The sequence below is a fragment of the Diaphorobacter sp. JS3051 genome, from assembly GCF_015832135.1.
Classification (GTDB): Bacteria; Pseudomonadota; Gammaproteobacteria; order Burkholderiales; family Burkholderiaceae_C; genus Diaphorobacter; species Diaphorobacter nitroreducens.
This window is the reverse complement of record NZ_CP065406.1, coordinates 1,313,845-1,330,906: the sequence shown is the minus strand read 5'-3', so window position 1 is coordinate 1,330,906 and position 17,062 is coordinate 1,313,845. Positions and strand designations below refer to the sequence as shown.

Annotated in this window: 14 protein-coding genes; 9 read left to right on the top strand and 5 right to left on the bottom strand. The window is 66.8% G+C overall.

Annotated features, from left to right (window positions below; all coding sequences use genetic code 11):
• Positions 1-11: 11 nt before the first annotated feature.
• Positions 12-377 carry a hypothetical protein gene (locus tag I3K84_RS06270; RefSeq protein ID WP_011805748.1) on the bottom strand — a complete coding sequence of 122 codons (366 nt, stop codon included), beginning with the start codon at positions 375-377 and terminating at the stop codon, positions 12-14.
• A 98-nt stretch (positions 378-475) separates the two neighbouring features.
• Positions 476-949 carry an SsrA-binding protein SmpB gene (gene smpB, locus I3K84_RS06265; RefSeq protein WP_011805747.1) on the bottom strand — a complete coding sequence of 158 codons (474 nt, stop codon included), beginning with the start codon at positions 947-949 and terminating at the stop codon, positions 476-478.
• 114 nt (positions 950-1,063) lie between these two features.
• Here smpB and I3K84_RS06260 point away from each other — a divergent pair, with 114 nt between their 5' ends.
• Together I3K84_RS06260 and I3K84_RS06255 are read left to right on the top strand one after the other, a co-directional pair.
• Positions 1,064-1,504, top strand: a complete 441-nt coding sequence (locus I3K84_RS06260; RefSeq protein ID WP_011805746.1) for a type II toxin-antitoxin system RatA family toxin — start codon at positions 1,064-1,066, stop codon at positions 1,502-1,504.
• Entirely contained in the window at positions 1,497-1,841 is a 345-nt protein-coding gene (locus tag I3K84_RS06255; protein ID WP_011805745.1) for an RnfH family protein, read from the top strand. Before I3K84_RS06260 ends, I3K84_RS06255 begins: the two co-directional genes overlap by 8 nt.
• Positions 1,842-1,926: 85 nt before the next feature.
• On the opposite strand, the gene I3K84_RS06250 is transcribed toward I3K84_RS06255, so the two are convergent.
• A complete protein-coding gene (locus I3K84_RS06250; protein ID WP_041836325.1) occupies positions 1,927-2,424 on the bottom strand; it encodes a DUF4124 domain-containing protein in 498 nt (165 codons plus the stop codon).
• Between the two features lie 105 nt (positions 2,425-2,529).
• On the opposite strand from I3K84_RS06250, the gene guaB reads away from it, so the two are divergent.
• From guaB to gshA, 6 genes are all read left to right on the top strand, one after another.
• A complete protein-coding gene (guaB, locus tag I3K84_RS06245; protein ID WP_011805743.1) occupies positions 2,530-4,005 on the top strand; it encodes an IMP dehydrogenase in 1,476 nt (491 codons plus the stop codon).
• A gap of 77 nt (positions 4,006-4,082) precedes the next feature.
• Positions 4,083-5,699: a glutamine-hydrolyzing GMP synthase gene (gene guaA, locus I3K84_RS06240; protein ID WP_196995728.1), complete on the top strand. Its 1,617-nt coding sequence runs from the start codon at positions 4,083-4,085 to the stop codon at positions 5,697-5,699.
• A gap of 479 nt (positions 5,700-6,178) precedes the next feature.
• Positions 6,179-7,222: a Ku protein gene (locus I3K84_RS06235; protein ID WP_196995727.1), complete on the top strand. Its 1,044-nt coding sequence runs from the start codon at positions 6,179-6,181 to the stop codon at positions 7,220-7,222.
• A 24-nt stretch (positions 7,223-7,246) separates the two neighbouring features.
• Positions 7,247-9,763, top strand: coding sequence for a DNA ligase D (ligD, locus tag I3K84_RS06230; protein ID WP_196995726.1), 2,517 nt, complete (start codon positions 7,247-7,249; stop codon positions 9,761-9,763).
• A 203-nt stretch (positions 9,764-9,966) separates the two neighbouring features.
• A complete protein-coding gene (locus I3K84_RS06225; protein ID WP_015912961.1) occupies positions 9,967-10,878 on the top strand; it encodes an SDR family NAD(P)-dependent oxidoreductase in 912 nt (303 codons plus the stop codon).
• A 172-nt stretch (positions 10,879-11,050) separates the two neighbouring features.
• On the top strand, positions 11,051-12,583 hold the full coding sequence (gshA, locus tag I3K84_RS06220; RefSeq protein ID WP_103737522.1) for a glutamate--cysteine ligase: 1,533 nt from the start codon (positions 11,051-11,053) through the stop codon (positions 12,581-12,583).
• 437 nt (positions 12,584-13,020) lie between these two features.
• Here gshA and I3K84_RS06215 read toward each other — a convergent pair whose 3' ends face one another.
• Entirely contained in the window at positions 13,021-14,718 is a 1,698-nt protein-coding gene (locus tag I3K84_RS06215; RefSeq protein WP_103737523.1) for a thiamine pyrophosphate-binding protein, read from the bottom strand.
• Positions 14,719-14,931: 213 nt separating this feature from the next.
• Here I3K84_RS06215 and I3K84_RS06210 point away from each other — a divergent pair, with 213 nt between their 5' ends.
• Positions 14,932-15,849 (top strand): LysR family transcriptional regulator, encoded by a 918-nt coding sequence (locus tag I3K84_RS06210; RefSeq protein ID WP_172206639.1) that lies wholly within the window; start codon positions 14,932-14,934, stop codon positions 15,847-15,849.
• A 46-nt stretch (positions 15,850-15,895) separates the two neighbouring features.
• Here I3K84_RS06210 and I3K84_RS06205 read toward each other — a convergent pair whose 3' ends face one another.
• Positions 15,896-17,062 carry an MFS transporter gene (locus tag I3K84_RS06205; protein WP_196996072.1) on the bottom strand — a complete coding sequence of 389 codons (1,167 nt, stop codon included), beginning with the start codon at positions 17,060-17,062 and terminating at the stop codon, positions 15,896-15,898.

Sequence of the window (17,062 nt, the reverse complement as noted above, 5' to 3'; positions counted from 1 at the left end):
CATTGTGGGGCTCATGGCTTGGCGGCGCGCCACAGGTTGTTCACGCCGTCCCCCGTCTTGTCGCCGGGCTTGCCGTCCTTGATCCAGTAGTACAGCGGCTTGCCCTTGTAGGCCACCTGCTTGCTGCCGTCGGCGCGCTGGATCAGACTGTAGCCTTCACCCGCGGGGGCGCTGGTGGCGGTCAGGGGTGGCCAGTTGGTGGCGCAGGCGCCGTTGCAGGCCGACTGGCCATCGCCCGCTACGTCCTTGTCGAAGGTGTAGAGCGTCATGCCGTTCGGGCCGACGAGCACGCCGTCCTGGGTGCTGACTTGCGCGGGCGCGAGGGAATAACAGCCGGCGAGTGCCAGCGCGGCGAGCAGGGAACTGAGCTTGGTCATGGTGTTCTCCGGAAGGGTGCCGGCCAGAGGAATTGTGGCCGGACGCTGGCATGAACACCGGGGGCGGTGCGTTTATTCCACCCTCCGCCAAAAAAAGATCAGCGGTGGCGGCTCTTCATGACGCGTTCCACCTCGCGCTTGCCTTCGCGCTCCTTGATGGTGTCGCGCTTGTCGTGCTCGGCCTTGCCCTTGGCCAAGGCAATCTCGCATTTGGCGCGGCCGTCCTTCCAGTGGAGATTCAGCGGCACCAGGGTGTAGCCTTTTTGCTCGACCTTGCCGATCAGGCGCCGGATCTCGTCCTTGTGCATCAGCAGCTTCTTGATGCGCGCCGCGTCGGGGCTGACGTGCGTGGACGCGGTCTTGAGCGGGTTGATCTGGCAGCCGATGAGAAACAGCTCACCATCTTTGATGATCACGTAGCCGTCGGTAAGCTGCACCTTGCCCTCGCGCAGTGCCTTGACCTCCCAGCCGTGCAGCACCAGCCCCGCCTCGTAGCGCTCTTCAAAGAAATAGTTGTATGCCGCCTTCTTGTTGTCGGCGATGCGGGACGATGTGTCAGGTTTCTTGGCCATGGTGAATAGATGCGGCGCAAACCGGGAGATCAAGGGTCTCCCTACAATTGTTGTCGTCTCGCACCATCGATTCTAGGCCGGCTGTGCCACCAGGCCCATCCAGCCTTCGCCTGCATGAAAACTGTCAACAAGTCCGTCCTCATCTGGTACAGCCCCGAAGAAATGTTCGCCCTCGTGACGGACGTGGCCAAGTATCCGCAGTTCCTGCCGTGGTGCGACCACGCCACCGTCCTGGAAACCCATGCAAACGGCATGAAGGCGGAAGTGGGCATTGCGTTGGGCGGCATACGCAAGTCGTTTGTTACGCGCAATACGCATGAGCCCGGGCGCCGCGTCAAGATGGAGCTGGTGGAGGGCCCCTTTTCACAGCTCGACGGCGACTGGCACTTTCATCCTGTGGGGGACGGTACGCAGCGCGCATGCAAGGTCGAACTCCAGCTGAGCTACGGCTTTGACAACCGGGCATTGGCGGCGTTGGTCGGCCCCGTGTTTGACCGCATCGCCGCCACGTTCATCGATGCCTTCATCAAACGGGCCGAGCAGGTTTATGGCTGAAACCTTGCCCCCGCCGGAGCGGCTGCGCATCGCGGTGGCCATCTCGCGGCAACCGGGCGATGTGCACGAGTGGGTGCTACTGCTTCCGGCCGGTGCTACGGTGGCCGATGCTCTGAGCGCCTGCGGACTGGATGCACAGGCTGAGGGGCTTGTCTGGGGCATTTGGGGCAGGGAAGGCAGACTGGACGACCTGTTGCACGATGGTGACCGCGTGGAAGGCTGCCGCCCCTTGCGGGTTGACCCGAAGCTGGCGCGCCGCCAGCGCTTTGCGCGCCAGGGCGCTCGTGCGGCGGGATTGTTCGCCAAACGCCGGCCGGGGGCTAAGTCCGGTTATTGAGAGTGCTTCTCAGCATACGCTGAAAACAAAACGGCCGCCTCATCCATGCAGAAGGGCGGCCGGTGGCGCGTTTATGGGGTAGCTGCTACTTGCAGTCGGAAGCGATGGTCGCTTCCGCTCGGCGTAATTCTGCTGCGCGGGTTGCGTCGTCCATGAAGCCCCGCTCCCCCTTGGCATTGACATTGCTCACCAACTGGCCGGGCGCCAACTGCTCCTTTGCGCGTTTGGCGCGCGCGCAGTTGTCGGCACGGGCCTTGGCCACGCGGTCTTCCTCCGCTTTCTTCTTGGCGGCTTCGGCGGCGTCAGCCTTGGCCTTGTTCTCCTCCAGCTGCTTGTCCTTGCCGCTGGCAGGCGCGGCGGCTTCGGATGCGGGAGCCGACGCTGGCGATGCGGGCGCTGCCATCGCGGTACGCGGCAGGGCGCGCTGCGGTTGCTTGAGAATGCTCTTGTCAGGAATGTCCTGTGGCGGTGGGCGGTCGCTGAACACCTTGCGCCCATCCTTGTCCACCCATTGCCATTGGGCCGATGCGCCCATGGCCCAGGAGCAGCCCAGCGCCAGCAGAAGAAGCTTGTGCGGTTTCATGCGGGCGAGTGTAGCGGTGAGCGGCCGCACCCACCAAGGGGCGTTCACGCGGGACGTGTGCGATTTGTCGCGCGGCGGGTACAATCCTTTTTTTGGAGCTTTCACATGCGCCTTCTTGGAAAAGCGCTCACCTTCGACGATGTGTTGTTGGTGCCGGCGTACTCCCAGGTCCTGCCCAAGGACACCTCCCTCGTCACGCGCTTTACGCGCAACATCACCCTGAACCTCCCGCTCGTGTCCGCCGCCATGGACACCGTGACCGAAGCGCGTCTGGCCATCGCCATCGCGCAAGAAGGGGGGATTGGCGTCATTCACAAGAACATGACGGCCGAGCAGCAGGCGGCCGAGGTGTCAAAGGTCAAGCGGCATGAATCCGGCGTGGTGCACGATCCCGTGGTCATCACACCCGAACACACGGTGCTGCAGGTGCTGGAACTGTCCGAGAACCTGGGCATCTCGGGCTTCCCGGTCTGTGATGGTGGCAAGGTGGTGGGCATCGTCACCAGCCGCGACGTGCGCTTCGAGACGCGCTACGACGTCAAGGTGCGTGAGATCATGACGCCGCGCGAGAAGCTGATCACCGTCAACGAAAAAGACGGCACCACTCCGGCCCAGGCCAAGGCACTGCTCAACCGCCACAAGCTGGAGCGCCTGCTGGTGGTGAACGACGCCTTTGAGCTCAAGGGCCTCATCACGGTCAAGGACATCAACAAGCAGACCACGTTCCCCAACGCCGCGCGCGATGCGGCAGGCCGCCTGCGCGTGGCCGCTGCCGTGGGCGTCGGCGCGGGCACCGAAGAGCGCGTGGCGTTGCTGGTCAAGGCCGGTGTGGATGCCATCGTGGTAGATACAGCCCACGGCCACAGCAAAGGTGTGATCGACCGCGTGCGCTGGGTCAAGCAGAACTACCCGCAGGTGGACGTGATCGGTGGCAACATCGCCACCGGCGCTGCCGCGCTGGCCCTGGCCGAGGCAGGCGCCGATGCGGTCAAGGTCGGCATCGGTCCCGGCTCCATCTGCACCACACGCATCGTGGCTGGCGTGGGTGTGCCCCAGATCATGGCCATCGACAGCGTCGCCACCGCGCTTCAGGGCACAGGTGTGCCGCTGATCGCCGATGGCGGCATCCGCTTCTCGGGGGATATTGCCAAGGCGCTGGCCGCGGGCGCGTCGACCATCATGATGGGCGGCATGTTCGCTGGCACCGAAGAAGCGCCGGGCGAAGTGATCCTGTACCAGGGCCGCTCCTACAAAAGTTACCGTGGCATGGGCTCGATCGGCGCCATGCAGCAGGGCTCGGCCGACCGCTACTTCCAGGAAGCCACCACGGGCAATCCCAACGCCGACAAGCTGGTGCCCGAAGGCATCGAAGGCCGCGTGCCCTACAAGGGCTCCATGGTGTCCATCGTGTTCCAGATGGCCGGCGGCGTGCGTGCGGCCATGGGCTACTGTGGTTGCGCAACCATCGAAGAGATGAACAACAAGGCCGAATTCGTAGAGATCACGGCGGCTGGCATCCGCGAGTCGCACGTGCACGATGTGCAGATCACCAAGGAAGCCCCCAACTACCGGGCGGACTGAGTCTTCGCCATTCCGCAGGCCCGAACCCGTCTCCAGGTGTTCGGGCCTTTTGTCTTTTACCGACCCTGTCGCTCTCCATGCAACACGACAAGATCCTCATCCTCGACTTCGGCTCCCAGGTCACCCAACTCATCGCGCGCCGCGTGCGCGAGACGCATGTCTACTGCGAGGTCCACCCCTGCGACGTGAGCAGCGACTGGGTGCGCCAGTTCGCCGCAGACGGCGAGCTCAAGGGTGTGATCCTGTCGGGCAGCCACGCCAGCGTCTACGAAGTGGACGACCGCGCCCCTGACGCCGTGTTCGAGTTGGGGGTGCCCGTGTTGGGCATCTGCTACGGCATGCAGACCATGGCCGCGCAACTGGGCGGCAAGGTCGAGGGCTCGCACAGCCGCGAGTTCGGCTATGCCGAAGTCCGCGCCCATGGCCATACCGCGCTGCTCAAGGGCATCGAGGATTTCTCCACGCCCGAGGGCCACGGCATGCTGAAGGTGTGGATGAGCCACGGCGACAAGGTCACCGAGCTGCCTCCCGGTTTCAAGCTGATGTGCTCCACCGGCAGCTGCCCCATCGCCGGCATGGCGGACGAAACGCGGCGCTTCTACGCCGTGCAATTCCACCCCGAGGTCACGCACACGGTGCAGGGCGCGGCGCTGCTCAACCGCTTCGTGCGCGAGATCTGTGGCGCCCAGGCGGACTGGATCATGCGCGACCACATCGAGGAAGCCGTGCAGAAGATCCGCGAGCAGGTGGGCGACGAGGAAGTGATCCTGGGCCTGTCTGGCGGTGTGGATTCGTCGGTGGCTGCGGCCCTGATCCACCGTGCGATTGGCGACCAGCTTACCTGCGTGTTCGTGGACCACGGCCTGCTGCGCCTCAACGAAGGCGATATGGTCATGGACATGTTCGCAGGCAAGCTGCACGCGAAGGTGGTGCGCGTGGATGCCTCGGACCTGTTCCTGGGTGAGCTGGCCGGTGTGTCCGAGCCCGAGCAAAAGCGCAAGATCATCGGCCGCCTGTTCGTGGACGTGTTCAAGGCCGAAGCCGAAAAGCTCAAGGCCAGCGGCCAGGGCCACAAGGGCGCGACCTTCCTGGCGCAAGGCACCATCTACCCCGACGTGATCGAGTCCGGCGGTGCCAAGAGCAAGAAGGCCGTCACCATCAAGAGCCACCACAACGTGGGCGGGCTGCCCGAGCAACTCGGCCTCAAACTGCTGGAGCCGCTGCGCGACCTGTTCAAGGACGAGGTGCGTGAGCTCGGCGTGGCCCTGGGACTGCCGCGCGAAATGGTCTACCGCCATCCGTTCCCCGGCCCGGGCCTGGGCGTGCGCATTCTGGGCGAGGTGAAGAAGGAATACGCCGACCTGCTGCGCCGCGCCGATGCCATCTTCATCGAAGAGCTGCGCAACTTCACCGACGAAGCCACGGGCAAGACCTGGTACGACCTCACCAGCCAGGCCTTCACCGTGTTCCTGCCGGTCAAGAGCGTGGGCGTGATGGGCGATGGCCGCACCTACGACTATGTGGTGGCACTGCGCGCGGTGCAGACCAGCGACTTCATGACAGCCGACTGGGCGGAGTTGCCCTACGCGCTGTTGAAGAAGGTCTCCAGCCGCATCATCAATGAGGTGCGCGGCATCAACCGCGTGACCTACGACGTGTCGAGCAAGCCGCCTGCCACCATCGAGTGGGAGTGACGCTTACCGGCGTCTAGCAGGCAGTAGGTGCTGCTCCTGTAACCCCGTCAACTTTTGCACAACGCCCGGTCTGAACACCGGGCGTTGTTTTTTTGCTCTAAAAATAGGAGCTTCTGGTGCTTGCTAGGTAGGGGTTGCAGCCTTTTTGCGTGAATATGGATTGCATTGGGGAAGAGGGCGTGGATTGCGCCGAACGGGGCGCACACGGGGCTGCCTGTGAACGTGTGGCTTAGTGCTGGTGCCTGCCAGGCTGCCTGAACAAGCAGCGCGAGCCGCTGGTCCGCGTGCGGGCAGCGCAGTTGTCGGTGCAGGGCGATGCACCGGGGGCGCGGCGAGGGGGCGGCAGCGTCCGCACATCAGGCCGATGGCAAGAAGCCTCCGCACATAGTCCGACGCCCCAGGATGACCGGAGATTCCACCACGATAGAAGCAACCGCCGTCCTACATCTGCGCCCCTGCGCCATGGATAGCGTTTGCACATGCGATCTAAGGAACCCACCGCGAGCGACGCCCTCTCATCTGGCGCGAAGCAGGGGCAGGGCAAGGCCCCCACCTCGACGCGCACCCTCTGGAAGGGGGCGATCAGCTTTGGCCTCGTCCATATTCCCGTGGGCTTGTACTCGGCGACCGTCAGCTCGGGCATCGACTTTGACTGGCTGGACCGTCGGTCGATGGAGCCGGTGGGGTACAAGCGTGTGAACAAAATCACGGGCAAGGAAATCGCCACGGCCGATATCGTCAAGGGTGTGGAGTATGAAGAAGGCCGCTACGTCATTCTGACGCCCGAGGAAATCGCGGCCGCCTTTCCCAAGGTCACGCAGACGATCGAGATCGAGGCGTTTCTTGACGCCGACGAGATCCCCTTTGTCTACCTGGAGCGTCCCTATTACACGGCGCCTCTCAAGCGTGGCGAAAAGGTGTACGCGCTGCTGCGCGAGGCCCTGCGCCAGAGCAACCGCGTGGGCGTGGCCAAAGTGGTGATCCAGTCCAAGCAGCACCTGGCCGTGCTCATTCCGTGCGGCCGAGCGCTGATCCTCAACCTGCTGCGCTGGGGAGGGGAGATCCGCTCATTCGAGCAACTGGCCCTGCCGCCGCTGGATGCGAAAGCCGCGGGTATCAAGGACGCGGAGCTGGCCATGGCCATGCAGCTCATCGAGGACATGACGCAGGAGTGGAACGCGGACCGCTTCCGCAATTCTTTCTCTGAGGAGATCCACAGGCTGGTCGAGGCCAAGGCCTCCGCGGGAGAGATTGCCCATGTCACTCAGCCGGACGAGGGACCGGCGGTGGCTGCGGGCGCGGAGGTGCTGGACCTCACCGCCTTGCTCAAGCGCAGCCTGGAGGGCGCCTCGGCCACCCCGCCGCGCAAGGACAAGCCCGCCTCCGTGACACGCCTTGCACCGTCGGGCAAGGCAGCGGCCAAATCCACCGCCGCCAAAAAGTCACCGGCCCGCAAGACGGCGGCCAAGGCGGCGCCTGCCAAGACCGCTGCGGCCAAGAAGCCTCGCCGCGCGCACGGATAGCGGTGCCGGACAAGGCGACGGACCATGCCCCGCAAAGACCCGCTGGCGGCGTACAAGCATAAGCGCAACTTTGCCGTGACGCCAGAGCCCGCGGACGGCGGAGCGCAGTCGCAGGCGCTGCAGTACGTGATCCAGAAGCACTGGGCCAGCCGCCTGCACTACGACCTGCGCCTGGAACTGGACGGCACCATGAAGAGCTGGGCCGTACCCAAGGGCCCCAGTTACGACCCGGCGGACAAACGCATGGCCGTGCAGGTGGAAGACCACCCCATCTCCTACAACCAGTTCGAAGGGCAGATCCCGCCGGGCCAATACGGCGCGGGGCGGGTCATCATCTGGGACCGCGGCTATTGGGTGCCGCAGGGCAATCCGCGCGAAGACTACCGCAAGGGGAAGCTCAAGTTCGAGATCCACGGACACAAGTTGCACGGCCACTGGACCCTGGTGCGTATGCATGGCCGAGACGACGATAAGCAGCCACACTGGCTGCTGATCAAGGAGCGCGACGGGCTGGAGCGCGCGGCCGGGGAGTTCAGCGTGGTCGACGAGATGCCCGACACCGTGGCAGACCAGCCGCCCGTTGCGCCACCGACGCGCGCAGTCGCGCAGCGGGCTGGGCCCGCGCAGATTCAGCCTCCCACGGCAGCGGCGGTGCCGTGGACATCCGCACCCACGGCACCGCTGCCTGACCAGCTATCCCCGCAACTCGCCACGCTGGTGGATGGACCGCCGGCCGACCTCTCGCAGTGGCTGTGGGAGCTCAAGTTCGACGGTTATCGCATGCTGGCCCGGGTTCAGCGCGACAAGGCACGGCTGTACACCCGTAACGGCAACGACTGGACCGCCAAGATGCCCGCCCTGGCGCAAGCGCTGGCCGCCTTGCCGCTGTCCTCTGCATGGATCGACGGTGAGGTGCTGGTGCTGGACGCCCAGGGTGTCCCCGACTTCCAGGCGCTGCAGAACGCGTTTGACGGGCGTTCGACCGACGCGCTGGTCTTTTACGCCTTCGACTTGCCTTATGCGCACGGGCGCGATCTGAGGCAGATGCCCCTCACTGAACGGCGCGCGCTGCTGCGCAGCGTGCTGCAGCCAGCCTCCTCAGACCGTGTGCGGTTCAGCGAATCGTTCGAAGCCCGGCCGGCGGACCTGGTGGCCTCGGCCTGCCGGCTGGGATTTGAAGGGGTGATCGGCAAGCGCAAGGACAGCGTGTATGCCTCCCGCCGCAGCACGGACTGGATCAAGCTCAAGTGCAGCCATCGGCAAGAGTTCGTCATCGGCGGATACACCGACCCGCAGGGCTCACGCACAGGGATCGGTTCACTGCTGCTGGGCGTGCATGACGAGGGCGGTGCCCTGCGCTATGCCGGCAATGTGGGCACGGGTTTCAGCGAGCGCGTCCTCGCGGACCTGGCCCGGCGGCTGGGCGCTTTGCGCACCCAGGACAGCCCGTTTGCCCAGCCGCGCTCCATCCCCCGCAAGGTGCATTGGGTGAGGCCCACGCTGGTGGCGGAGGTTTCCTTCGCCGAATGGACGAAAGAGGGCAAGGTGCGCCACGCCGTGTTCCGCGGGTTGCGCGACGACAAGCCCGCCGCCGCCATCGTCCACGAGGAGCCTGCGCACCTGCAGGGGGCTGCGCCCAGCCGCGCCGCGCGCGTGGGGGGGCTGCAGGTGACAAGCCCGGCGCGCGTGGTGGATCCCTCCACGGGGTTCACCAAGCTTGATCTGGTGCGGTACTACGCCACGGTAGCGCCCCTCATGCTGCCCCACCTGCAGGGGCGGCCGGTATCCCTGCTGCGGGCGCCGCAAGGTCTGGAGGGCGAGCTTTTCTTTCAAAAGCACCTGGACACGGGGGCATTGGACGGGGTGAGTGCGCTGTCACCCGACCTGGATCCTGGCCACCCGCCGCTGCTGGAAGTGGCCACGGCGCAGGGCCTGCTGTCGGCCGCGCAAATGAACTCCGTGGAGTTTCACACCTGGAATGCTCGCAAGGACCGGATCGAGCGGCCCAACCGCATCACCTTCGACTTGGATCCGGGCGAGGGCGTGCCGTGGGCGCACGTGCAAGAGGGCGCAGCGCTCGTGCGCTTGATGCTCACCGAGTTGGGCCTGCCATCGTTCCTCAAGACCAGCGGCGGCAAGGGACTGCATGTGGTGGTGCCCATCAAGCGACTGCACGGCTGGGATGCCGTGAAAGACTTCAGTCAAGCCGTGGTGCAGCATCTGGCGCGCACCCTGCCGCAGCGTTTCGTGGCCAAGAGCGGGCGCCGCAACCGCGTGGGAAAGATCTTTGTGGACTATCTGCGCAATGGCTTTGGCGCCACCACGGCCTGTGCATGGACGGCGCGCGCGCGGCCGGGCATGGGCGTGTCCGTGCCCGTCGCCTGGCAGGAACTGGACGCCCTCACGGGTGGCGCCCACTGGACGGTGCAGACCGTGGACCGGCGCTTGAAGACCGGCAACGGCCCCTGGTCAGGCTATGACGAGGCTGCCGTGTCCATCGGGCCGGCGATCAAGGCGCTTGGGGAAAAACGCCACGCATAGCCCTGGTGCCCTGCAAGCACTCAGGGTGAGGGGAAGGCATACAAGCGGTCTAGGCGGCCCTCATTGAACCTGGTTGCTTCCTGTATCCTTTGAAGCGCCCCGGTCATCGGCCGGGGCTATTTCTTCTCGCTGCGCGCGTGCCTGGCCACCGGTGGTTGCGGGCCTGCGTGTCTGGTGGCAATCCTTCGTTCAAAGACTTCAACATGTCCCTTGATTTCCACGGCCGTGTGGCCATCGTGACGGGTGCGGGTGGCGGCCTGGGCCGTCAGCATGCTTTGGCGCTGGCAGCGCGTGGCGCCAAGGTGCTGGTCAATGACCTTGGCGGTGCCGTGGACGGCAGCGGCGGCTCGGTGTCCGCCGCGCAGGCCGTGGTGGATGAGATCCGCGCCGCAGGCGGCGAGGCGCTGGCCAACGGTGCGTCGGTGACCGATTTCGCGGCTGTACAGGCCATGGTGCAGCAGGCCATGGACGCGTGGGGTCGCGTGGACATCCTGGTCAACAACGCCGGCATCCTGCGCGACAAGTCGTTTGCCAAGATGGACATGGCGGACTTTGCCCTCGTGGTCCAGGTCCACCTCATGGGCGCGGCCCATTGCTGCAAGGCGGTGTGGCCGCACATGCAGGCGCAGAACTATGGGCGCATCGTGATGACGACGTCCTCCACGGGCCTGTACGGCAACTTCGGCCAGGCCAACTACGGCGCGGCCAAGCTGGCGCAGGTGGGGTTGATGCAGACGCTGGCGATCGAAGGGGCCAAGTACGGCATCCATGTGAACGCCTTGGCACCCACGGCCGCCACCCGCATGACCGAGGGCCTGATGCCCGAGGACGTGCTGGCTGCCCTCCAGCCCGAGGCGGTGGTACCCGCCATGCTGGTGTTGGCGCATGAGAGCGCGCCCACGCGCACCATTCTGTGTGCAGGCGCGGGCACATTCGAGGCCGCGCACATTACGCTCACCCAGGGCATCCACCTGGGACAAGGTGCCGATGTGCCGGAGCAATTGGCCGCGCGCCTGGCCGAGGTGACGGCCCGCGGAGCGGGTGAGCAGGTACCGCAAAGCGGCGCCGCACAGGGGACGAACGAGGTGGCGCAGGCCCTGGCTGCGCACCGCTGACACGGCCTGTCCGGGGCGGTGCTGCCCCGCTGCTACCGTACCAAGAGCGACCGTGCTGAGGGCGGTGGCAATTCCCCGGTGTCAGGCCGGCGCTTGACGTGGGCGCGGGCAGGCCGCAGCGCGGCGTGCTAAGTTCCGGCCCCACCTCAAAAAAGATGGAACAACCACCACCATGAGCACACTCCCACAGCGAATCGCAGCCCTGTCCGCCGACCGGCTGGCAGGCATGCGCCGCGGCATCGAGAAGGAGGGGCTGCGCGTGCTGCCCACGGGCGCCCTGGCGCTCACACCCCATCCGGTGGCGCTGGGCTCGGCCCTCACGCACCCCTGCATCACCACGGACTACAGCGAATCGCAGATCGAGCTCATCACCGGTGCCCACCGCACGGTGCAGGAATGCCAGGATGAACTGACCGAGATCCACCAGTTCGTGCACCGCGTGCTGCAGCAGCAGCCGGGCGGCGAGATGCTCTGGGTGTCCAGCATGCCCTGCATGTTGCCTACGGACGAGACCATTCCGTTGGCGCGCTACGGCTCGTCCAACCCGGGACGTGCCAAGAGCGTGTACCGCATGGGCCTGGGCCACCGCTACGGCCGGCGCATGCAGACCATCTCGGGCATTCACTACAACTGGTCGCTGCCCGGCGTGGGCAGCGACGAGTACTTTGCGCTGATCCGCAACTTCCGCCGGCACGCGTTCGTGCTTCTGTACCTGTTTGGCGCATCGCCTGCGCTGTGCCCGTGCTTCGTCGAAGGGCGACAACACAGCCTGCAGCCGCTGGGCGACGGCAAGCGCGCGCTGTACCTGCCGCATGCCACCTCGCTGCGCATGGGGCGCCTGGGCTACCAGAGCGACGCCCAGGCCACGCTGGCCGTCAGCTACAACGGCTTGCAGGGCTATGCCGATTCGCTGCACGAGGCGCTCACGCGGCCTTATCCGGCCTACGAGGCGATTGGCGTGCGCAACCCCGGCGGCGACTACAACCAGCTGGGCACCAGCCTGCTGCAGATCGAGAACGAGTTCTACGGCACCATCCGGCCCAAGCGCACCGTCCACAGCGGCGAGCGCCCGTTGCACGCGCTGCGCGAGCGCGGCGTGGAGTATGTCGAGGTGCGCCTGATGGACCTGGACCCGTTCGTGCCCGTGGGCATCACCGCCGACACCATGCGCCTGCTGGACGTGTTCCTGCTGCACTGCCTGCTGTCGGACAGCCCGCCCGACACGCCGGCCGAGATCGCCGAACTCAAGAACAACCAGCACCTGGCGGCCGAGCGCGGGCGCGAGGCCGGCCTGCAGCTCATGCGCCGCGGCCAGCGTGTGCTGCTGACCGATTGGGCCGCCGAGGTACTGGCCGAATGCGCGCCCATTGCCGCCACGCTGGATGCCGCCCACGGCGGCGAGGCTTATGCGCACGCGCTGACGGCGGCCCAGGCGACACTGGCGGCCCCGCACTCCACACCGTCCGCGCGCGTGCTGGCCGAGCTGCAACAGCAGCATGACAACGACTTCATCGCCTTCGCACTTGCGCATTCCCAGTCGGCGCAGGACATCCTGATGGGGCAGCCCTGGAGCGAGTCGCAGCAGGCGCGCTACCAGGCGCTGGCCGAGCGGTCGCTGGAGGAGCAGCGGGCCATTGAAGTGGCAGATGACCTGCCGTTCGAGGCGTGGCGCGAGCGGTTCATGGCGGTCGAGCAGTTGGGGTAGTTTTTTGAGGGTGGCGCTTATGGCGTAAGCGCCGCCAGCTATTCTTTTTGATGTTGCTGCGCGGGGGCGCATAACCCGGTCGGCACCCAAGCATTCGGCAGCAAAAACTCAAAAACGATAGCTGTCCGCGCTTGCCCCACAAGCGCAGAGCCCCATTTAGGGCCTGTTCACACTATTTTTGCCAGTGCGAATGGCGTGAAAACCGCGCCAATCTAGGCGCGTGACGACGCCAAGGCCGGGGCCTTGGCTAGGAGGGCAACGACGAATGGCGCGGTTTTCACTCCGTTCCCTCCGGGTTGCGATCAAAAAGGGCCATTCGCGGCGTTGCCAAGCCTCGCTGGGGTAGCACCCCAGCTTCGTTTGGCGCCTTGCGCCTGGCCCTTTTTGATCGCAACGCATCTGGCAAAAATAGTGTGAACAGGCCCTAGCCCTTCAGATCACCCCTTGCGCGCCATCGCCGCCGACCGGATGCCATCCAGCGTTCCCGTGGGTGTGATCGCCTGCGGATCGATCAGGCAGTGCAGCACGCTGGGCAGCCCGCTCGCCCGTGCGCGTGCCAGTGCCGGGGCGAAGTCTTCGGTGCGCTCCACGCGCTCGCCGTGCCCGCCGAAGGCCTGGGCATAGGCCTTGAAATCGGGGTTCTTGAGCTGTGTGGCGCTAATGCGCCCAGGGTACTCGCGCTCCTGGTGCATGCGGATGGTGCCGTACATGGCGTTGTCCAACAGCACCACTATCAGCGGCAGGCCGTACTGCACGGCGGTGGCGAACTCCTGGCCGTGCATCAGAAAGTCGCCGTCGCCCGCAAACACCACCACCTCGCGCTCGCGCCACAGGCGCTTGGCGCCCACGCCGGCCGGCAGGCCGTAGCCCATCGAGCCGCTGGTGGGGGCCAGTTGGCTCGCATAGGTGGTGAACGGCCAGAAGCGGTGCACCCAGGTGGCGAAGTTGCCCGCGCCGTTGCAGAAGATGGTGTTGGCGGGCAGCACCGCGCGCAGGTGCTGCATCACCTCGCCCATCTGCAGCTTGCCGGGGATGCGGATGGGCGCCGGGTCGCTCCAGGCCAGGTACTCGGCGCGCGCAGCCTCGGTGTGCGCGGTCCAGCGCGGCTCGGCCGCGGGGCGCAGGCCGGCCAGGGCGGCGGCCATGGCCTGCGGCGTGGCGTGGATGGCCTGCACCGGGCGGTAGAGCCGGCCGAGCTCGTCGGCGTCGGCATGCACATGCACCAGCGGCTGCGCCGGCACGGGAATGTCGAACAGCTCGTAGCCCTGCGAGGGGATCTCCGACAGCCGCCCGCCCAGCACCAGCACCAGGTCGCTCGCGCGGATGCGCGCCAGCAGTTGGGGGTTGACGCCCAGGCCCAGGTCGCCCGCGTAGCTGGCGTGGCTGGCCGGGAATAGCATCTGCCGGCGGAACGAGCAATACACCGGCAGCCGCCAGGCGCTGGCAAAGGCCTGCATGTCGCGCACCGCCTGGTCGGACCAGCGGCTGCCGCCCACGATGACCACCGGCCGCTCGGCCGCCTGCAGCCGCGCCGCCAGTGCCTGCAGTGCGGGCGCGCCGGGGTAGGTCTCGGGCACGGAGTAGGGCAGGGCATCGGCCACCTGCACGGCATCGGTCAGCATGTCCTCGGGCAGGGCCACCACCACGGGGCCGGGGCGGCCCGAGGTGGCGACGTGGAATGCGCGCGAGACCAGCTCCGGCACGCGCCGCGCATCGTCGATCTGCACCACCCACTTGGCCATGGTGCCGAACACGGCGCCGTAGTCCAGCTCCTGGAACGCCTCGCGCCCCAGCGCACCGCGCGCCACCTGGCCTACGAAGACGATCAACGGCGTCGAATCCTGGTGCGCGATGTGGATGCCCGCCGATGCGTTGGTGACCCCCGGCCCGCGCGTCACGAAGCAGATGCCCGGGCGGCCGGTCAGCTTGCCCTGCGCCTCGGCCATCATGGCCGCGCCGCCCTCCTGGCGGCACACGGTGACGGCGATATTGGCGTCGTGCAGGGCGTCCAGCACGGCCAGGTAGCTCTCGCCCGGCACGCAAAAGAGCTGCTGCACGCCGTGCACGATGAGCTGCTGGACGAGGATCTGCCCGCCCGTGCGGGATGCGGCGGTGGAGGTAGCGGTGTGCGGCATGGAGGTCCAAGAGAAGGCGAAGCTGCAAATATCGCCCAGCCATGCGCGCTTGCATAGCAAAAAAGCGGAACGACTTGTTGCTTAAATCGCATCAAGTGGCAATATCCCGTCCCAGCCCTGCCTGCCGCCAGCGCTTATGGATCAAGCGCTGACGCCTTATGCGTTACCACAAGCCTTGGTCGGGTTCATTCTTTGACTGCATGAATTAACGCCATGTTTCGCAAACTTTTCCTGCCGCCCGTGGCCGACCTGCTCGCCTTTGAGGCCGCCGCGCGCCACGCCAGCATCTCACGTGCGGCGGAGGAGCTGCACCTCACGCAAAGCGCCGTCTCGCGCCAGGTGCGCCAACTGGAGGCACAGCTCGGTCAGGCCCTGTTCACCCGGGTGCGCCAGCGCGTGGTGTTGACGGATGCGGGGCGCCTGTACGCCGCCGACGTACGCGCCGTGCTGCAGCAGCTCGGTGCCGCCACGCAGAAGGCCATGGCCCTGGCCGATGGCGGCGGACTCCTGCACCTGGCGGTGCTGCCCACGTTGGGCGCGCGCTGGCTGGTGCCGCGCCTGCCTGCGTTTGCCGCGCTGCACCCGGAGCTGACGGTGAATCTTTCTGCCCGTGGCGAGCCTTTTGACTTCGCCCAGGAACCGTTCGATGCCGCTATCCACTACGGTGCGCCCCACTGGGCCGGCGCCGTGTGCGACTACCTGCTGCACGAAGAAGTGGTGCCGGTGTGCAGCCCCGCGCTGCGCACCCGTCACCGCATCGAGACCCCTGCCGACGTGGCCGGCCTGACCCTGCTGCACCAGACCACGCGCCCCATGCTGTGGGCCGACTGGTTCGAGCAGGAGGGCGTGCCCGCGCCCCAGGCCCTGCGCGGCCCGCGCTTCGAGCAGTTCGCCATGATCGCCCAGGCCGCCATCTCCGGCCTGGGCGTGGCCCTGCTGCCGCGGTTTCTGATGGAGGAGGAATTGGCGAGCGGCGCGCTGGTGGAGCTGCCCGGTGGCGTGCTGACCAGCAGCGATGCGTACTACCTCGTGGTGCCGCTGGCGCGTGCAGAGTCGGCGGGGGTGAAGGCCATCAGGGCGTGGCTGCGGGAGGTGGCGGGCCAGCAGGAGCGGGGCCGCGTTGGTGGATGAGCGCATGGTGCGCATTGCGGGCGGACACCTTCGCTGGCAATAGCGGTCAAGCGTCGCCGGACCGGTTCATGCCTGCGGCCAGGGCGGCCAGTGCCAAGAACGCCAGGACCGCCAGTGTGGCGGAGAGCCAGAGCGCCGCGCCGCCCCAGCGCTCCACGGCCAACCCGAACAGGAATGGCGCCCCGGCCTGCACGATGCGCGCGGGCACCATCAGGAACCCCTGCCGCTGCCCATAGCCTTGTGCGCCGAAGATCAGCAGCGGCAGGGTGCCGATGGCAATGGTCAGGATGCCGTTGCCGAGCCCGTGCAGCACGGCGAACGCGGGCGCCGCGTAGCTGCCCAGCAGCATCAGCAGTACGACGCCCAGCGGATGCGCCAGCGTAGCCAGCCGCGCCGACAACAGCGGATGCGACCGCTTGAGCACGGTGAATTCGACCCATCGCCCCGCGACCTGGGCCGGCCCCACCAGCGCCGCAATGCCGATCGCGCCAGCCAAGGCCACGCCCGAAGCCTGCAGGACCTGCGGCAGATGCGCCGCCATTGCGGTGCTGTTGAACCACGCAATGGCAAACACGCAGGCCATGAGCACGGCCGCACGCCGCCGGGCCGGTGCCGGGCTTGCCGCTGCCTGTGGATGAGGACTCCCTGCCGCAGCGGCCTGCGCACCGGCCGAAGCGGCCGGCGCGGCCGTGGGCAGCATCGCGTTCAGCGGCAGGCCGATGAGCAGATGCAGCGCCGCCCATGTCAGGCAGGCCTGCCGCCAGCCGAACGCCGACTCCAGGGAGGCCGTCAATGGCCAGCCGATCGTGCTTGCAAAGCCTGCCAGCAAGGTGATGCCGGTGATCGCCCGCCGGGCGTCCTGGCCATGCAGGCGGACCACGGTGGCGAACGCGGCTTCGTAGAGGCCGCTGCCCATGGCCAGGCCCATCAGGGCCCAGGCAGCAAAGACATGGGCGGGCTGTGAGGCCAGGCTGAGCGCCGCGAGCCCTGCGGCAAACACCAGGTTGCTGAAGACCAGTACCGGCCGCCCACCGACCCGGTCAATGGCGCGCCCCGCCCAGGGGCCGGTTGCTGCGGCAACCAGCAGCGCCATCGAGAACGCCCCAAACACCGCCGACGAGGACATGCCGACGTCTTGCCCCATCGGCTCGGCCACCACGGCCGGCAGGTAGTACGACGACGCCCACGCCAGTGTCTGGGCCACGCCCAGCAT